This window comes from Acinetobacter sp. 228 (genome assembly GCF_048147885.1).
On sequence record NZ_JAYWYV010000008.1, the window covers coordinates 99,622 to 118,272 of the forward strand.

Here is an 18,651-nt window from a genome sequence, read left to right on the forward strand (position 1 = left end):
AAAGTCTTCATATTAGATGTGGATTTGTTTGCTCATATTGAGATCACACCAAATACGGTGCATCGCCAAGAGTATTTTTCCGTGGACAATTTGCTTCAAATCGAACCGACCCGCATAGAACGTGATTTGTTGGGTGAAAAACAGATTCCATTACATAGCTATTATGGGATTCATACCTTACGTGCTATCGAAAATTTTAAGATTTCCGGACTGGCCGTAGGACAACAACCGCATTTTATTCGTGCCTTGGCCCAAGTAAAAAAAGCCTCGGCACAGGCTAATCTGCATTTTAAAAAATTGCCTGAGCAGACCAGTCTTGTTATTCAGAAAGCTTGTGATGAATTGATTCAGCATCCGGAAGCGTGGCAATCGGCATTCCCACTCGATCCTTATCAGGGCGGTGCCGGAACATCCATCAATATGAATGCCAATGAGGTGATCGCCAATATTGCCCTTGAAATGTCGGGCCATCAGAAAGGTGATTATCACATTCTGCATCCGAATGATCACGTCAATACCTCGCAATCGACCAATGACGTTTATCCAACAGCCTTGCGTCTGGCAACCTATAGCAGTCTGGACGAATTATTGAATGTACTTAACGCATTAATAGAGTGTATAGGCCAGAAGGCGGCTGAATTTAAATATGTTATCAAGATGGGACGTACCCAGTTACAAGATGCAGTTCCGATGACTATGGAACAGGAATTCCGAGCATTTGCGACTTTATTAAAAGAAGATCTGAAAATGATTAGGCAGATGCGACAGTTGTTGCTGGAAGTCAATTTAGGTGCTACTGCGATTGGGACCGGGGTCAATACACCACCGGGCTATGCCAAGCGGGTGGTAGAAACCTTGGCGCATCTGACCGGTCTGCCTTTAAAAGGAGCCGCAGATTATGTCGAGGCGACCAGTGATTGTGGCGTCTTTATTATCTTGTCGAGCAGTTTAAAACGTCTGGCGGTAAAACTGTCCAAAATCTGTAATGATCTGCGCCTGCTCAGTTCGGGACCGCGTACAGGTCTGGCTGAAATTCGGTTACCCGAATTACAGGCGGGTTCTTCGATCATGCCGGCAAAAATCAATCCGGTCATTCCGGAAGTTGTGAATCAGATTGCCTTCCGGGTGATTGGTAATGATTTAACCATTACTATGGCTGCGGAAGCCGGGCAGCTACAATTGAATGTCATGGAACCTGTGATTGCCGTGGCGATGAATGAATCAATTCAGTTATTGACCCAAGGCATGCAAACTCTGAATCAGAAATGTATTGCTGGTATTCAGGCCAACGAGCAGATCTGCTTAAGTTCAGTTATGCGCAGTGTCGGGATTGTGACCTTGCTTGAACCGATATTGGGACATGCCAAATGCGATGAAATCGGCAAACAATGTATGCGCGAAAATAAAACCGTGCCACAAGTGGTATTAGAGTTGGACTTATTGAGTGAAGCGCAATTAGAAGAGATTTTTGCATTTGAAAATCTGGTGTCTGAAATCCCTTCAGCAGAGAATCAGCTCGAACAGGTTTCTTAACAGAGCCAGAGACGTTAAGTCGTATGTAACATCGAACAGCTGCTATTTTGATAATTTGCCTTAAGTTCAGGATGTGGATTTGAGGCATTTTCATCTAGACTATAAGCTGAACTATATTTGGCTGGGTAAATGGCGATGTTTGATAAAATCAGTGCATTATTTAAAAGTAATAAACCGACTGCTGCACAGCTATATTTAGAAGAGCAGAATATCCAGTATGTAGAAGGTACAGGTTATATCGTCGATGGTATTCAACTCAATCAGGAATTGGGTGCACGATTAGAGTATTTGTCCAATCGCCGTTTAAAACAGTTTGATGATTTAAAAGCGTTATATGATACCGCGATGCTGATCAATGAAAAAATTGATCTGGAAATTGCCCATCAGCGTTTTAATGCGACTTTAGGCAATACCAAAGAAAACCTGCTGCAATTCAAAATGATCCTTAAGAAGTTAAATGATTATTATCGTAACTTTCTGCGTGATCAAAAATAAGCTGCAAAAGTGGCTTATTTTTGATGTGTATTGATGTCGCAAGACTGCATAAAAATAACAAAATATCCTGAGATCATCGTGCTAGTATAAGCCTCAGGTTATTTAGACTTTAAAGCTATATCCATGTTCCAGCAAGAAATTTCCCAACTCAATTTACCACAGCTCAAAGCAGGCGAGAAACGCTGGTTAGGCAATCTGCAAGGTTCCTCAACTGCATTATTGCTTAAAGAAATCGTGCAGCAGCAATCGCGTTTATTTATCGTGATTGCACGTAATAATCAGCATTTGGGTCAACTGGAAAGTGAACTGGAATTTTATGGGATTAAACCCACGATTTTTCCAGATTGGGAAATCTTGCCTTATGACCGTCTCTCCCCACATCAGGATATTGTCTCGGAACGTCTGGCAATCTTATCCAATATGCCCAAAACAGGTGTACTGTTGCTGTCCGCCTCAACTCTGGCACAACGTGTAGCGCCGACCTCATGGATTCTGGGTGAGCATTTTGATATTCATGTCGGTCAGAAATTTGATCTGGAAGAACAAAAGAAAAAGCTGATTCAGGCGGGTTATCATCTGGTCGATACCGTTTATGATCCGGGTGAATTCGCAGTGCGCGGCAGTATCATGGATATCTACGCATCGGGACAGGAAGCACCAATTCGGATTGACCTGTTTGATGATGAAATTGAAAGCCTGAAATTTTTTGATTCTGAAACTCAGCGCACCACAGAAAGTTTGCAGCAGTTTACCGTATTGCCGGCACAGGAATTTCCGCTCAAGGAAGGTCGTGCCACTTTCCGTGACCGCTATGCCGAATTTTTCCCGACCGCGAATCCAAAGAAAAACCCGATCTATCAGGATGTGATGGATGGCATAGTCTCGCCGGGAATCGAGTTTTATTTGCCCTTGTTTTTCAGCGCGGAAGCAATGCAAGGCCAAAGTTCACTGATTTCGTACCTACCAAAGAATGGCATTGTCATTACAGATAGGGCTCTCGAAGAAAGTCTCAGCCAGTTTTGGCAGGATGTGGTACGCCGTTATGAAGATCGTCGCCACAATGTCGATCAGCCGATCCTGCCTCCAGAAAGCCTGTTTTTTCAGACCAATCAGGTGCTGGAGCAGCTGAATCAGTTTGCACGTATCATTGCCGCACAAACACCTTTTGATCAAAAAGCTGGAGTATTGAATCTCGATACCCAGTTGCCACCGCGTCTACCTGTAGACCCGAAACGTGAAAAACCGTTTCATGAAGTCAAAAAATATATTGATCAGGCCAATCATCCAGTACTGCTGGTGGCTGAAAGTGCTGGACGCCGTGAAAGTCTCAAAGATGCATTAAGACCAAGTCTGGGTGATATTCCAACAGTTGAAAATTTTGATAGCTTTGTCAAGTCCCTGCATGCAATTGCCATTACCAATGCACCTTTAGAGCGCGGTCTGGTATTGACTGATCGTGTTAGCGTAATTTCTGAAAATCAGCTGTATGAACATCGGGTGGTACAGCGCCGTCGCAAGCGTCTGCAGGAAGTTTCCGAAGAGTTTCTGATCCGAAGTCTAACTGAGTTGACCATGGGTGCGCCTGTGGTACATATCGATTATGGGGTCGGACGTTATGCTGGTCTGGTCACCTTAAGTATTGATGATCAGGATCATGAATTCCTGCAGCTAGATTATGCCGATGCCGCCAAAGTCTACGTGCCGGTGACCAATCTGCACTTGATCAGCCGGTATAGTGGCGGTGATCCGGATCTGGCACCCTTGCATAAACTCGGTACAGATGCCTGGAATAAAGCCAAACGTAAAGCGCTGGAGCAGATTCACGATGTCGCGGCCGAATTGCTACATATTCAGGCACGGCGTTCTTCCAAGCCCGGGATCAGTTTTGAAATCGATCAAAGCCTGTATATGCAATTTGCTAGTGGCTTTGCTTATGAAGAAACACCGGATCAGGCCAATGCCATTGAAGCGACGCTGCAGGATATGCAGCAGGCCAAACCGATGGATCGACTGGTGTGTGGTGATGTCGGTTTCGGCAAGACAGAAGTCGCGATGCGTGCCGCATTTGTTGCAGTACAGAATAACCGGCAGGTGGCAATTCTGGTACCGACTACCTTGCTGGCCCAACAGCATTATGATTCATTCAAAGATCGTTTTGCCGACTGGCCGGTCCGGATTGAAGTGCTGTCACGTTTCGGTTCTTCCAAATCACATACCAAGACCATTGACGACCTGATTGAAGGTAAAGTCGATATTGTGATTGGTACACATAAGATTTTGCAGGAAAATGTCCAGTTTAAGAATCTCGGTCTGATGATTGTCGATGAAGAGCATCGTTTCGGTGTGCGCGACAAGGAACGAATCAAGGCCATGCGTGCCGATGTTGATATGCTGACACTGACTGCGACCCCAATTCCACGTACGCTGAATATGGCCTTTAGTGGCATGCGTGATCTGTCGATTATCGCCACACCGCCGGCACGCCGTCTTGCGGTGAAAACTTTTGTGCAAGAACATACCGATGACACCATTAAAGAAGCGATTCTGCGTGAATTACTGCGCGGTGGTCAGGTTTATTTTTTGCATAATGAAGTTGATACGATTGATCGTGCCGCCGAGCATATCCGTAAATTGGTGCCGGAAGCGCGGGTGATTGTGGCCCACGGGCAGATGCGTGAACGTGAACTGGAGCAGGTGATGCAGCAGTTCTATCATAAGGAATATAATGTTCTGGTATGTTCGACCATTATTGAAACCGGGATTGATGTTCCGAATGCCAATACCATTCTGATTGAACGTGCTGACAAACTCGGATTGGCACAACTGCATCAGCTGCGCGGACGTGTAGGGCGCTCACATCATCAGGCTTATGCCTATTTAATGGTGCCGTCTTTAAAAGCCTTAAAAGGTGATGCGGAAAAACGTCTGGACGCCATTCAGCGTGCATCAACCTTGGGTGCCGGTTTTATGCTGGCAACTGAAGATCTGGAAATTCGCGGCGCAGGTGAATTGCTCGGTGAGCAGCAGAGTGGTTCGATGCAGGCGATTGGTTATAGCCTGTATATGGAAATGCTGGAAAAAGCCACCAAAGCCATTCAAAAAGGCAAAACGCCAAACTTCGATGCACCATTGTCTTTGACTGCCGAAATTACCCTGCATATGCCCGCACTGATTCCGGATGAATATCTTGGCGATGTCCATCAACGTCTGTTGTTTTATAAGCGTATCAGTAATACCGATACCCAGGAAAAACTGGACAATATCCGGATGGAATTGATCGACCGTTTTGGCATACCGCCACAACCTGTCAAACAGCTATTTACCGTCCATCAGATTCGACTGAAAGCCGAACAGCTTGGTATTACCAAAATTGATATCAGTAGCCAGGGCGGGCATATTGAATTTGCCCCGGATACCCCGGTTCAGGCGATGACCATCATCCAGATGATGCAGAAACATCCGACCTATTTCCGTATGGAGGGAGGACAGCGTCTGAAAGTGATGGTCATGCTGGAAGATTATCAAAAACGGATTCAGTTTATTCAGGATTTGCTGGATAGTCTGCTCAAAGAATTACACTGATTTTATTCGATTAAATCAGCCTGAAAATTCAGCTGGGATTACATTACAGGATGAAATTTGCAGGAACGACAGGCTTGATTTTTTTGATGAATTGTTTAGAGTGATTGTTGTGATCTGCTTTGCAACAAATCATGAGAATTTGTCTTTAAACACATTGCTTCCAATATTCAGCTTCAGTTGGATATGTTAGTATTAGCCATCATTCTAATTTTGCATCATTTATAAAGATATGTTTAGTTTGCATCCACAACTTGCTCAAGATACTTTTTTTGTAGGCGACTTTCCTTTGTCAACATGTCGTTTGATGAATGATATGCAATTTCCCTGGCTGATTCTGATTCCACGTGTGCCGGGTGTCTCTGAACTATATGAATTGAGCCAAGCTGACCAAGAGCAGTTTTTAAGAGAGTCAAGCTGGTTATCTAGCCAGCTGGCACGTGTTTTCCGTGCGGATAAGATGAACGTAGCAGCGCTAGGCAATATGGTGCCGCAATTGCATTTTCATCATGTGGTCCGTTACCAGAACGATGTTGCATGGCCAAAACCGGTTTGGGGCACACCTGCAGTTCCATATAGCAGTGAAGTACTTGCACACATGCGTCAAACCTTAATGCTGGCTTTACGTGGCCAGGGCGATATGCCATTTGACTGGCGCATGGACTGATCAGTCAAAGGCATTCAAAGAACCATGGACAGTTGCGGACTTCAGGGAGTGAGTGAGTGCAATTAGACGACTGGATTCAAAAAGAGCCTCATCAGTTCGAATATTTCCATCGCATGATGGGATATATCATGTTGTCTGTGGTTCTGGTCGTTTTTCATTACACTGAACCAGATACCCAGTATCAACTTTTTGTTCCCTTTTTTTTGTTTCTGGTTTTACTGATCATCCCCAAGCTATCTCGCTGGATGATTTATAAATATGATTATCATATCCGGCGCAATATTCTTTTTCTGATCGATGTGATTGTCATTTCGGTGGTTCTGGCGGCCGTGCATCTGGACCTGGTATTGTCTTTACTCGGTCTGGTGGCAGTCCTCTATACCGCAATTAGTAATAAAATCTCATTTATGATGGCTTCTCTAGCCAGCCTGATCGGGATTACGCTTTTCTATCTGGCCAATATTCTGGTCTTCGGGTTTAATAATTATTTTGAGTCGACCAGTAGTGAACTGACGGTTCTTGGTTTTATCTGCCTGATTACCTATTTTGGTGTTGGAAGTTTTTATCAAAGTGGTCGTGTGCAATACATGACCCAGAAGAAAGACCATTATTTCGAACAGATGAACCGCTATATGGAATTTGCCAATCAGTTGAGTCGCTATGCGCCTATGCAGTTGTGGCAATCGATCATGAAAGGTGAGTCTGAAGCCAAAATTGAGTATAAACGTAAAAAACTGACGATTTTTTTCTCAGATATTCAAGGTTTTACAGAGTTGTCTGAAACCCTGATTCCAGATGATCTGGCATTCCTGCTGAATGATTATCTTCGGCATATGACCGAAATCGCAAAAAACTATGAAGCAACTGTTGATAAGTTCATGGGTGATGCCATCCTGATTTTCTTTGGTGATCCGCATTCTGAAGGCGTGGAGCAGGATGCCAAAAACTGTATGGAAATGGCATTGGCAATGCGTCAGCAAATGAAGTTGCTGCGCGAACGCTGGATAAAAATGGGTTATCCGCCGCTCCATATCCGCATGGGAATTTCAACCGGCTATTGCCACGTAGGAAATTATGGGGCCACGCATCGTATGGCTTATACCATTGTAGGGCGTGATGCCAATCTGGCAGCGCGTTTGCAAAGTGCCGCGGCAGTCGATGAAATCCTGATTTCAGAAGATACTCATAATTTGATCAAGGATGATTATCTTTGCGCACCGAAAAAGCCGATTTTCCTGAAAGGCATTAAAACGCCAGTGCGAACCTGGCAGGTGATGGAAAAATATGCGTCTCAGAAAGTCGAATACCAGCGCTGGTTCGATTACGAATATAAGGGTTTTCATTTACTGCTTAATCTGGACGAAGTGCAAAACTTTGAATATCCTGAGTTAATTCATGTACTGGAAAAAATGATTAAACGCATTGAAATTCAGCAGAAAATGACCAACTCGCAGGGTATTGTCAAACTAAAGCTTGAAGATGAAGTGATTGAACATATTTAGAGAGTTCATCTAAATTTAGTTTAATTCTTTCTAGCAAAGAAAAAACCACGCCTGAGCGTGGTTTTTTATCGAGCTTGCAGCGAAAATCTTAATGATTTTCCGACGCATGGTTAATTGTATATTTGGGAATTTCAATTTCCAGATCTTCACCGTCTAGCTTAACCTGACAAGAAAGACGTGAGTCTGGTTCTAGACCCCAGGCGCGATCCAGTAAATCAGCTTCAACATCATTCATTTCTTCGAGGCTGTCAAAACCTTTGCGCACGACTACATGACAGGTCGTACACGCAGCTGACATATCGCAAGCATGTTCAATTTTAATGCCATTTTTCAGCAGGCTTTCGCAAAGATTGGCATTTGGTTCGACTTCAAACTCAGCACCTTCGGGGCAAATCTGCGCATGTGGAAGAACTTTAATACGTGGCATAGTCGTTACCTTAAATTAGTTTGAGTTTGACCAGTCGTCGAGTTTAGTACCCTTGAGAGCAGCATCAATATGTTGATTCATACGTGCTGCTGCAAAAGCATCACTATGTATTTTAAGCTGTTCAACGGCAGATTCAATTGCTTTGATATCTGAACCCTGAAGTTCAGTTTCAAGTTGGGTTTGTGCAGTTTGCAGAGCTGTAAGCTGATCTTCCGTTAAAAGAGCGGCATCTACCTTAAGTGCCTGAATCAGTGCTTCCAGCTCACGCCGTGCTTCAACTTTGGTTTCATTCAAATGACGAAGATTTTTATCTTCTTCAGCGAACTTATAACCCTCTAGCAGTAGACGTTCAGTATCTTCACCCGATAAACCATAAGATGGCTTGATATCGATATGGGCATTCACACCAGAGGTGGTTTCTTTGGCAGATACAGTCAGCAAGCCATCTGCATCGACCTGGAACGTCACTTCAATACGTGCCTGACCAGCAGTCATTGGTGGAATGCCATGCAGCACAAATCGGCCCAAGCTGCGGCAATGTTCAACCAGATCACGTTCACCTTGAACCACATGAATCAACATGGCAGTCTGGCCATCTTGATAAGTGGTAAATTCCTGACGACGAGCCACCGGAATTGCGGTGTTGCGCGAAATTAAACGTTCAACCAGTCCGCCCATGGTTTCAAGACCAAGAGACAATGGGGTCACGTCCAATAACAATGAACCATCGGTTGAATTGCCAATCAATTGGTTCGCAGTAATTGATGCGCCAATCGCCACTACTTCATCCGGATTAATAGTACATAGCGGTTCTTGGTTGAACACTTCACGCACAGCTTTTTGTACCGCATAAGAACGTGTTGAACCACCGACTAAAACGACATTCTGAATGTCATTCAGTTCAAGCTTGGCATCACGCATCACACGTTTGCAGACACTGATGGTTTTGTCTAAAGCAACTTTAATGATGTCTTCAAATGTCGGACGATCCAGTGTTAATACTTGATCAAGCAGTTGGAGTTGAACTGAATCTGCATCCGACAAAGCTTCTTTGGCTTTGCGCGCAGCGACAATGAAATGTGCATATTCAGTATCATTCAAAGTCTCGATATTCAGCTGTTTTTTGGCCCATTTCAGGATTAAACGATCCAGGTCATCACCACCGAGCGCAGTGTGACCACCGGTTGCCAGAACTTCAAACACACCTTGAGAAAAACGCAGAATGGAAACGTCGAAAGTACCGCCACCCAAGTCATAGATCACATAGTTGCGATCTGTACTTAAATTGCTTTCTTGATCAAGACCATAGGCCACGGCAGCTGCAGTAGGTTCGTTTAATAAACGTAAAACATTCAAGCCGGCAAGCTGGGCAGCATCACGGGTTGCCTGACGCTGCGCTTCATCGAAGTAAGCTGGAACAGTAATGACTGCATCATTGACCGGGTTTTGCAGGCTTGCTTCAGCGCGGTCTTTTAACTGCTTTAAAATTTCTGCAGAAATTTCAACCGGAGTCTTACGACCCTGCACAGTTTCAAAAGCCGGCATTTCATTCGCTTCACCGACCAATGTATAGGGATGCTGGAATTTAATGTCGGCTTTTGAACGACCCATGAAGCGTTTCACAGAAACGATGGTATTTTTCGGGTCAGTAATAATGAAAGGCGCTGCTTCATTGCCGTATTGAGTCTGTTGTTCTGCATAATGCACGATAGAAGGAAGTAGCACACGACCTTGTTCGTCATTAAGTACTTTGGCTTTACCTGAAAGAACCGTGGCAACCAAAGAGTGGGTGGTGCCTAAATCGATACCAATCGCAATGCGGTGTTCATGTGGTGCACTTGATTGACCTGGTTCTGCAATTTGCAAGAGAGCCATAGTGTTACATCCTTTGCACGTTAAATATTAAAAAAATTAGAAATCATCATCAAGATCAAAGCTGTCATCGTCCAGGAAGCGGTCTTCCGCTTTGTCGATATCGGCCATGACTTTGACAAAGAAACGTAGTTTACGCACTGTATCGCGTGCTTCAGCCCAGTCTTCATCCGCATAATCAATTTTAAACTCGCGAACCAGACCCTCGATCCATTGCTGGACTTCGAGTTTAAGTGAGGTTAAATCTTCAGCAGAAGTTGCATCGTCCAGTTGTTCACGAATTTCCAGAGCATCCTGCAAGAATTCAAAATCACTGATCGACTGATCTAAGTGATAATCCTGTTTCTTGAGAGACAGTAAATACGCTGCACGGCTATCGACCGCTGACAAGACTTTAAATGCCTGATTGATATCACTTGATTTAATCAGAGCCTGATCTTTGTCTTCAGCTTTATCTGGGTGATATTGTTGCTGCAACTTTAAGAATTCAGTCTTTAAAGCCGCCAAATCAATATCGAGTGCTACAGGAAGGTTGAACAGCTCAAAATGATTCATGGGAGAGGTGATCCGCGATTAATGTGCAAAAATAACTGTATAAATGCAATTAAAACAGTGTGAAACACACTGTTTTAATGTCAAAGAGAATAACTGTCGGGTTTATACAGTGAAGGACTCACCACAACCGCATTCGCCTTTCTTGTTGGGGTTGTTAAATTCGAAGCCTTCGTTCAAGCCGTTTTTAACGTAGTCCATCTCCATACCTTCAAGATAAACCAGACTTTTCGGGTCAACGAATACTTTAACCCCAAACTGTTCAAAAGCCTGATCATGTGCATCGACTTCATCGACGAACTCGAGCACATAAGCCAGACCAGAACAGCCTGAAGTTTTCACACCAACGCGAATACCTTCACCCTTACCGCGATTTTTTAAATAATTGCTGATATGAGTTGCAGCATTTTCAGTTAAATGGATCATGAAAACTCCGTTAAAATTTCAAAACGTGGAACAATTAAGCTTTAACTTTCTTGCTACGGTAGTCTTCTACAGCTGCTTTAATTGCATCTTCAGCAAGAACAGAGCAGTGTACTTTTACTGGTGGAAGTGCAAGTTCAGTTGCAATATCAATGTTCTTGATCGCTTGAGCTTGATCCAAAGTTTTACCTTTGAGCCATTCGGTCACCAGTGAACTTGATGCAATGGCAGAACCACAACCATAAGTTTTGAAACGTGCTTCTTCAATCACGCCTTCGTCGTTTACCTGAATCTGTAAACGCATTACGTCACCACATGCTGGCGCACCAACCATACCAGTACCAACGTTTTCAGCATTTTTGTCTAAAACGCCAACATTACGAGGGTTTTCGTAATGATCAATTACTTTTTCGCTATAAGCCATGTTGCTTCTCCAAACCTCGGGGTCAGCCTTAGTATTAAATATGGGGGTAAAAAAATTTTTCTCAATGAGACAGCAACGGATTCGTTACTATCTCAGGATGAAAATTAGTGCTCAGCCCACTCAACTTTAGAAAGGTCAATACCTTCCTTATACATATCCCAAAGCGGAGAAAGTTCACGTAACTTCTCAACAGCAGCTTTAGTGATAGTCAATACGTGATCGATATCTTCTTCAGTGGTGTATTTACCAAAGCTGAAGCGGATCGAACTGTGTGCAAGCTCGTCTGAAAGACCGAGCGCACGAAGTACATAAGATGGTTCAAGTGTTGCAGATGTACATGCTGAACCTGAAGATACCGCAGCATCTTTCAATGCCATCATCAAAGATTCGCCTTCAACGAAGTTGAAACTTACGTTGAGGTAGTTTGCAACGTTTTGAGTCGGGTGACCATTTAGGAAAACCTGTTCCAAATCTTGCAGGCCATTCCAAAGCTTGTCACGAAGTACGCGTATACGAGTCTGTTCAGCTTCCAGGTTTTTACCTGCAAGTTCAAAAGCTTCACCCATACCTACGATTTGATGTGTTGCCAGCGTACCTGAACGCATACCACGTTCATGACCGCCACCATGCATTTCAGCTTTAAGGCGTACACGCGGGCTGCGACGTACAAATAATGCGCCGATACCTTTAGGACCATAAATTTTGTGTGCAGAGAAGCTCATCAGGTCCACTTTTAAAGTCGAAAGATCAATTTCAACTTTACCCGCTGCTTGGGCAGCATCGACATGGAAGAAAATCTTGTTGGCACGAGTGATTTCACCAATCGCTGCAACATCAGTCACCGTACCGATTTCATTGTTTACCATCATCAGGGAAACAAGAATCGTATCTGGGCGAATCGCTGCCTGTACCATCTCAGGTGTAATTAAACCAGTTTTAGGCTGTGGTTCAATATAGGTAATTTCAAAACCTTCGGATTCAAGCTCACGACAGGTATCTAAAACTGCCTTATGTTCAATTTTAGAGGTAACAATATGTTTACCTTTAGATGCATAGAAATGAGCTACACCTTTAATTGCAAGGTTGTCTGACTCGGTCGCACCTGAGGTCCATACGATTTCACGCGGATCAGCTTTAACTAAATTGGCAACTTGCTCACGTGCATATTCAACTTTTTCTTCAGCCTGCCAACCATATGCGTGTGAACGAGATGCTGCATTACCGAAGGTACCATCGAATGTTAAGCATTCCATCATACGTTCAGCAACCTGAGGATCTACAGGAGTTGTAGCTGCATAATCAAGATAAATCGGACGTTTCATGTCAAATACCTGTAACCGATAAAAGGGCTGAATCAAAGGGGGCTGAATTTTGGCGTAATGACACGGTTTGTACATTGTCACGCGCAACCAGATCAGCAAGCGAGATTTTTGCTAAATAATCGGCAATGTGATGGGAGAGTTCCTGCCATAAATCATGAGTCAAGCACATTGCGCCATTCTGGCAGTTGCCTTTATGGTCGCATCGAGTCGCATCAACTGTTTCGTTTACAGCTTCAATAATTGCTAATACTGTAATTTCATCTGCATTGCGTGCTAAATGGTAACCACCATTTGCTCCGCGAACACTTGAAACTAAGCCATGGCGTTTGAGTTTTGCAAATAACTGCTCAAGATACGCGACAGAAATAGTTTGGCGTGCCGCAATTTCAGCGAGCGTAATCGTTTTTTCAGAAGGCTGTAAAGCTAGATCAAGCAGAGCAGTCACAGCGTAGCGACCGCGAGTGGTTAGGCGCATGATTCGATACACATGGTTAGACTAGATGTGTCAATTCTAAGAATCCCGACTAAAATAGTCAAGTTATTTTTGGTAGACCTTAGTGGGATTTAAATTTTGGATAATGAAAGATTTACACACTCAGCCAATTATACACTAATAACGTAATCAAAAGTATGGTGCTCAGGCCAAAAGCAATATTAATGCGCTTTTGACGCTGCTCGATCCGTTTCAGACGGTTTCTGTACTGTTTAACTTCTACCTGCAAGGTATTGATCTTGGAACGTTGCTCTTCAATTTTCTTTAGAAGTGGTGCAATACGCTTTTTAGAGGCAACAATTTCTGTCTCATCTGTAGGTGCCTCGGACAGCCAGTGCCTCCAGTCAGCCAAGACTTTTGGTAAACTAAATACAGTTAACAGATCACGAAACTCATCTTTTAAAACCTGATGACCATCAATGCGCATATTGCGGATGCTGCGACGATTGCCAAAAATAAAAATTTTAATCAGGTCAGGGAGGGTCGTGCGTACATCCAGATCTACAATGCGGCCTGGTGCTTTATGGTCAAACAATAGCCCGTTTGGGGTGAATTGCACATAAAAGTCAAAATATGGAATATAGCTATTGATTTTAACCGAGATATTTTCATCTACAAACTTTTTGGCCTGTAGAGCAACGACACGATCATGCTTGAGAATGAAGGTAAATATTGTTTCAAGAACAATTAACATCATCGTAAGCAACAAATGCGGTTGATTTTGACTTTGTTGCGATTCGCTCATATACAACCAATCCTTACCTGAAATATAAAGTGAAAAAGCTTCCTGCCTGTAAAAAGATTTCAGGGTTAAATCAAATTAGACTTGAAATAAATTGCTTTGTAGAACAGTTTACCAAATCTATCAAGTACTAAATTTGCTATTATGCAGTGATTTTGTAGAATAATTTATAATAATTGAGTGGAAAATAAGCAGGAGCCGTGCACATGGACAAGTCAAAAACAGCACAAGATTCAACGGAAGCTTCGAATGAGAAAACGCTAAAAGCCAAGTCCAAATCTGCCTCAGAGCGCAAATCGGTTCTTGATTTTCGTAAATACACCAAACAGATCTGGCTGGCAGGGCTGGGGGCATTTTCGCGTGCAGAAGAAGAAGGCAATAAACTGTTTGACTCGCTGGTCAAGGTGGGTGAAGAACTGGAATCTAAAACTGTCGATATTGCTGATCAAACTGTAGAAAAGGTTTCGGAGAAAGCCAAAGAGTCGGTTATCGACACCAAAGACAAAGTGGAAAAATTAATTGACAACTCTGTTCATCATTCATTGAATCGTATAGGATTAGTCACACTGAAGGATGTACAATATTTGGAACGTTTAATCCTTCAGTTGCATACCAAAGTTGATCAATTGACTGCGGAACAAGAAAAAATGAAAGAAGAATTATCGAAAAAAACACAAATAAAATGACTTTATTTATTATTCAATGTTTTTTTCGCATATTTTTTGAAAAAAAAGAGGTTCTTAAGTATTGCGTTTATACCTAAAGCATTGCTATAAAGGCGTTATGGCATGTTAAACCAATTCTTGAACCTTAAATAAACGATATTAAGAGGACGTAATCTTCATGAATAAATCAGAATTAATTGATGCAATTGCAGAGAAAGGGGGATTATCTAAGGCTGACGCAGGTAAGGCTTTAGATGCTACAATTGCTTCTGTTACTGAAGCTTTAAAATCGGGTGATACTGTAACTTTAGTCGGTTTTGGTACTTTTGGCGTGAAAGAACGTGCTGCACGTACTGGCCGTAATCCACAAACTGGTGCTACTCTTGAAATTAAAGCAAGCAAAGTACCTAGTTTCAAAGCAGGTAAAGGCTTAAAAGACGCTGTAGCTTAAGTCTTTCTAGCGACAAAACGCGCCTTATTTGGCGCGTTTTTTATTAATAAATTTAATTGAGATGATTAACACATTCATTCAATGGGTATTTTCGGTTAAAATCCTTGGCAAATAAAATATTGGAATACTTATGGAAGCTTTTCGTAAAGTTATTAAGGGCTGGTTGGGCAAAGTCTTGCTCGTTCTATTTTTGACCCCGTTAGCACTTGTAGGTATTGAAGGATATTTTAGCGGCGGAAGTTCTGATGCAGCAAAATCAGTAAACGGAACTGAAATATCTCAAAAAGAATTAGAGACACTGACGAAATCATTTAAAGAACAATATCTCAGTTATGCCAATGGGGATGAAACTTTACTGAATCAAAGCTTCATCGACCAAAAAGCCATGGATACGCTGGTCGCCCGTACTTTATTGTTGCAACAGGCTGAAAAATTGGGAATCAGTCTCAGTGACCAGCAGATTGAACAGATGATCGCCCAACAGCCTACTTTCCAGCAAGATGGCAATTTCTCCAATGCTTTATATGAAAACTATCTGAAATCAATTGGCATGACCAATCGTGCTTTGATCGAAAGTTTACGTACAGATCATGCACTGAAGATGCTGTCATCGACTTTTCTGGATTATCCGCTGGTGAGCCCGGTCGAAATGCAGCAGATTGCTGATTTGCAAACTGAACAACGCCATATTTATATTTCGAGTATTAATCTGGATCGTTATAAAAAAGACGTCAAAGTAACTGATGCAGAAATTGCTGCCTATTATGAAAAACATAAACCCCTGTTTAAGCAGCCCACCAGTGTAGATGTGGACTATGTGGTATTAAAGCCAAGCGATATTCAGGCACAGAGTTTAGCGGTGACAGATGCTGAACTTCAGGAAGCCTATACAGCTTTTGTTGCTAAACAAAAACAGGCAGTTAAACCAGAGGTGAAGCATATTCTAATTACGGCGGACAGTCGTAGTGATGCAGAAGCAAAAAAACTGGCAACTGAAATTGTAGCAAAAATTAAAGCTGGAACAAGTTTTGCCCAGGCTGCCGCACAGTATTCTGAAGACCCTGATTCCAAGTCGAAAGGTGGCGCAATTGCTGTCTATGAAGAAGGCGTATTCGGTACCGCATTTGACCAGGCAGTTGGTTCTTTAAAATCGGGTCAGGTGTCTGCACCGGTGAAAACAGATTATGGATATCATATTATTTCTGTACAAACTCCAGATGTTGTGGTTCCTTCTTTTGAGTCACAAAAAGCGCGTTTATCTGAAGAAGTTTTGGCTGCTAAAAAATCCAATGCATTCTCCGATATGGTCAATACACTGAATGATATGGTGGTAGGAAGTGATTCTCTGGATGTCGTTACTCAAGAGGTCAAAGGTGTACAGGTTCAGAAAGCCCAAGGGGTAAAACTTTCGACCCGAGATCCAGTGTTGAGCGATGCTAGCCTCAAAGTCAAACTGTTCAATGATGATGTTAAAAATGGTGATCGTAATGCTTCATCCAGTATCCAGCTGGCCAATGGTGATGTAGCCTGGATCAAGGTGCGTGATTATCATGCAGCCGGTGAGCAGACACTGGCAGAAGCCAAACCACTGGTTAAGACGCTATTGATTGAAGACAAAGCAGCTGCATTGGCAAAAGCAAAAATTCAGAAAGCTCTGGATGAGTTTAAAACCAAACCGGCTGCAGCTGTGGCAAAAGGTGATTTGATCTTTGAAGATGCTGGTGTTTACACACGTGCTGAAGGTTTGCTAAAACGCGATGTACAGCGCGCAGCATTTAGTCTTCCGACACCAAAAGCAGGTTACTGGTCAGTAACGACAACGAAAATGCCAAATGAGCTGGTTGTAGTTGCAGTATCAGAAGTGAAGAAGAACCCGGTAGATGTATTGAGTGCAGAGCAACGTAGTGAGTTGGTGAAGTTATATCAGCAACTTCGTGGTCAGCAGGAATTTGATGACTATACGCGTTATCTGAAATCTCAGGCAAAAATCAAATAAGATGATCTTAACCAAAAAACCAGCCTGCAGGCTGGTTTTTTTATGCTTGTGGCAATGATGGTTTAAGTTCGTATAATCAGCTCATAACCGGTATATTTGCGGATATTGATCACGCCAGTATCTAAAATCAAATATTGGCCTTTAATTCCCTGTAATTTGCCGCGAATCACGGGAGTTTTATCCAGATTATGCGATTTAATCTTTTCCGGATATTCCTCTACAGGATAAATAAACTCACGTGGCAGTTCATCTTCAAGCACTTCAATATTTTCATTAAACTGCAAATTCTGATTAAATTCTTCACGGATCGTCTGAATTTTTGGTGCAAATTCTTCTAGCAACTGTTCACGCACTTCAATCAGGTTAAGGGGTTCTGCTTCACCTTTGAGTAGCTTGCGCCAGTCAGTTTTATCAGCTACCTGCGTACCAAACATGACCTCAAGCTTTCCAGAAAGACGACGTGAGCCCACTTTCATAATCGGCAGGGCCTGGGTGGCACCTTGATCAAGCCAGCGGGTCGGCATTTGGCTGGTACGGGTTATACCGACCTTTAATGCGCTAGAATTGGCCAAATAAACAATATGTGGCTGAAAGCAGACATTCTGTGCAAATTCATCTTCGCGGCAAGTGCCTAAATGATAATGACAGGTTTCTGGCTTCATGATGCACATATCACATGAAGCATTGGTTTTAAAACATTTAAAACAGTGACCTTGTGAGAATGATTTGGAGGTTTTTTTACCACAAGACACACAGTAAATATTCCCTGTCCATTCAATCTCGATTTCCTCGCCTAAATTAAACGGGAGATCAATTTCTGCACGATCCAGAATTAATTTATATTCAACATTTGCCCGCTGTAACTGTTGTTCAGTTACACTAAGGTCCTTGAGGCCGACGTGCATTTTATGACAAATGCCCTGAAGTTCCATAAAAATTACTCACTTAAATCATAAGGATGCAGTTATGGCTGAGCAGAATGTCATTACTTCGATGCTAGACGATTTCGCACGGGAACAGCCAATTCATACTGCTATTTGTATTGGGCAGGACTTGAGCCAAGTCCAGTTTCAGCCAGCTATTCAATGGTACCATTTTAGCGTATCTGACTTTTTAAATCTGCCTTTTCAACAACGTTATGACGTGGCTGTGGTGAGGCTGGATACCACAGAAACTGAATTTTTGTCTGAACAGATGATGAGCCAAATTTTGGTGAAATTGCGTGATTTGTTTGCCAAACGTCTGGTGGTAGTCAGTCGTTTGCACAACGAAAAATTATTGAGAGCTCTGGGATTTACCCAGTTGATCGACAAGACCGCACATGAGGCAGATTTTGCGCTGTGGCAATTTAATATTTTAACCTATAAGCATGTGCCAGACTGGTTTAATTCCAAGTTTTGGGCTAACCCGGAAAACTGGGATAAATTTCGCTGGTAAGCCGAAAATCTGCTTTATCAAGATTGCAAATATTAACACAATCTGGCCTAGACAATGTGAAGGCAGGCCGT

18 protein-coding genes are annotated in these 18,651 nt (G+C 42.8%); 9 read left to right on the top strand and 9 right to left on the bottom strand.

Going from position 1 to position 18,651, the window contains the following annotated elements; all coding sequences use genetic code 11:
* Window positions 1-81 precede the first annotated feature (81 nt).
* From aspA to VXQ92_RS08430, 5 genes are all read left to right on the top strand, one after another.
* Window positions 82-1,533, top strand: a complete 1,452-nt coding sequence (gene aspA, locus VXQ92_RS08410) for an aspartate ammonia-lyase (RefSeq protein ID WP_416681093.1) — start codon at window positions 82-84, stop codon at window positions 1,531-1,533.
* Window positions 1,534-1,662: 129 nt separating this feature from the next.
* Window positions 1,663-2,028 (top strand): hypothetical protein, encoded by a 366-nt coding sequence (locus VXQ92_RS08415; protein ID WP_171255283.1) that lies wholly within the window; start codon window positions 1,663-1,665, stop codon window positions 2,026-2,028.
* Window positions 2,029-2,151: 123 nt separating this feature from the next.
* Entirely contained in the window at window positions 2,152-5,610 is a 3,459-nt protein-coding gene (gene mfd, locus VXQ92_RS08420) for a transcription-repair coupling factor (protein ID WP_416681094.1), read from the top strand.
* Between the two features lie 229 nt (window positions 5,611-5,839).
* Window positions 5,840-6,274: an HIT domain-containing protein gene (locus tag VXQ92_RS08425; RefSeq protein WP_004646760.1), complete on the top strand. Its 435-nt coding sequence runs from the start codon at window positions 5,840-5,842 to the stop codon at window positions 6,272-6,274.
* A gap of 56 nt (window positions 6,275-6,330) precedes the next feature.
* Window positions 6,331-7,776, top strand: a complete 1,446-nt coding sequence (locus VXQ92_RS08430) for an adenylate/guanylate cyclase domain-containing protein (protein ID WP_064102061.1) — start codon at window positions 6,331-6,333, stop codon at window positions 7,774-7,776.
* An 88-nt stretch (window positions 7,777-7,864) separates the two neighbouring features.
* Here VXQ92_RS08430 and fdx read toward each other — a convergent pair whose 3' ends face one another.
* From fdx to VXQ92_RS08470, 8 genes are all read right to left on the bottom strand, one after another.
* The gene (fdx, locus tag VXQ92_RS08435) at window positions 7,865-8,203 is read right to left on the bottom strand and encodes an ISC system 2Fe-2S type ferredoxin (protein ID WP_191731178.1); all 339 of its coding nucleotides are present in this window, start codon (window positions 8,201-8,203) and stop codon (window positions 7,865-7,867) included.
* A 15-nt stretch (window positions 8,204-8,218) separates the two neighbouring features.
* Entirely contained in the window at window positions 8,219-10,078 is a 1,860-nt protein-coding gene (hscA, locus tag VXQ92_RS08440) for a Fe-S protein assembly chaperone HscA (RefSeq protein ID WP_416681095.1), read from the bottom strand.
* 36 nt (window positions 10,079-10,114) lie between these two features.
* Window positions 10,115-10,630: a Fe-S protein assembly co-chaperone HscB gene (hscB, locus tag VXQ92_RS08445; RefSeq protein WP_064096077.1), complete on the bottom strand. Its 516-nt coding sequence runs from the start codon at window positions 10,628-10,630 to the stop codon at window positions 10,115-10,117.
* Window positions 10,631-10,732: 102 nt separating this feature from the next.
* Entirely contained in the window at window positions 10,733-11,053 is a 321-nt protein-coding gene (gene iscA, locus VXQ92_RS08450) for an iron-sulfur cluster assembly protein IscA (RefSeq protein ID WP_005107159.1), read from the bottom strand.
* A gap of 34 nt (window positions 11,054-11,087) precedes the next feature.
* The gene (gene iscU / locus VXQ92_RS08455; RefSeq protein WP_004279815.1) at window positions 11,088-11,474 is read right to left on the bottom strand and encodes a Fe-S cluster assembly scaffold IscU; all 387 of its coding nucleotides are present in this window, start codon (window positions 11,472-11,474) and stop codon (window positions 11,088-11,090) included.
* A gap of 104 nt (window positions 11,475-11,578) precedes the next feature.
* Window positions 11,579-12,796, bottom strand: a complete 1,218-nt coding sequence (locus tag VXQ92_RS08460; RefSeq protein ID WP_064096078.1) for an IscS subfamily cysteine desulfurase — start codon at window positions 12,794-12,796, stop codon at window positions 11,579-11,581.
* 1 nt (window position 12,797) lies between these two features.
* Complete coding sequence (locus tag VXQ92_RS08465) at window positions 12,798-13,271, bottom strand: Rrf2 family transcriptional regulator (protein ID WP_005096769.1); 474 nt, start codon at window positions 13,269-13,271, stop codon at window positions 12,798-12,800.
* Between the two features lie 112 nt (window positions 13,272-13,383).
* Window positions 13,384-14,034: a hypothetical protein gene (locus VXQ92_RS08470; protein WP_144723971.1), complete on the bottom strand. Its 651-nt coding sequence runs from the start codon at window positions 14,032-14,034 to the stop codon at window positions 13,384-13,386.
* 203 nt (window positions 14,035-14,237) lie between these two features.
* Here VXQ92_RS08470 and VXQ92_RS08475 point away from each other — a divergent pair, with 203 nt between their 5' ends.
* From VXQ92_RS08475 to VXQ92_RS08485, 3 genes are all read left to right on the top strand, one after another.
* On the top strand, window positions 14,238-14,717 hold the full coding sequence (locus tag VXQ92_RS08475; protein WP_064102064.1) for a phasin family protein: 480 nt from the start codon (window positions 14,238-14,240) through the stop codon (window positions 14,715-14,717).
* A 157-nt stretch (window positions 14,718-14,874) separates the two neighbouring features.
* Window positions 14,875-15,147, top strand: coding sequence for an HU family DNA-binding protein (locus VXQ92_RS08480; protein ID WP_004279807.1), 273 nt, complete (start codon window positions 14,875-14,877; stop codon window positions 15,145-15,147).
* Between the two features lie 130 nt (window positions 15,148-15,277).
* A complete protein-coding gene (locus VXQ92_RS08485; protein ID WP_416681096.1) occupies window positions 15,278-17,143 on the top strand; it encodes a SurA N-terminal domain-containing protein in 1,866 nt (621 codons plus the stop codon).
* A 62-nt stretch (window positions 17,144-17,205) separates the two neighbouring features.
* Here the strand turns inward: VXQ92_RS08485 and VXQ92_RS08490 are convergent, their stop codons facing one another.
* A complete protein-coding gene (locus VXQ92_RS08490) occupies window positions 17,206-18,075 on the bottom strand; it encodes a DUF2797 domain-containing protein (protein WP_064096082.1) in 870 nt (289 codons plus the stop codon).
* Window positions 18,076-18,109: 34 nt separating this feature from the next.
* Here VXQ92_RS08490 and VXQ92_RS08495 point away from each other — a divergent pair, with 34 nt between their 5' ends.
* The gene (locus VXQ92_RS08495) at window positions 18,110-18,580 is read left to right on the top strand and encodes a DUF6231 family protein (RefSeq protein ID WP_191731174.1); all 471 of its coding nucleotides are present in this window, start codon (window positions 18,110-18,112) and stop codon (window positions 18,578-18,580) included.
* The last annotated feature ends 71 nt before the right edge of the window (window positions 18,581-18,651 follow it).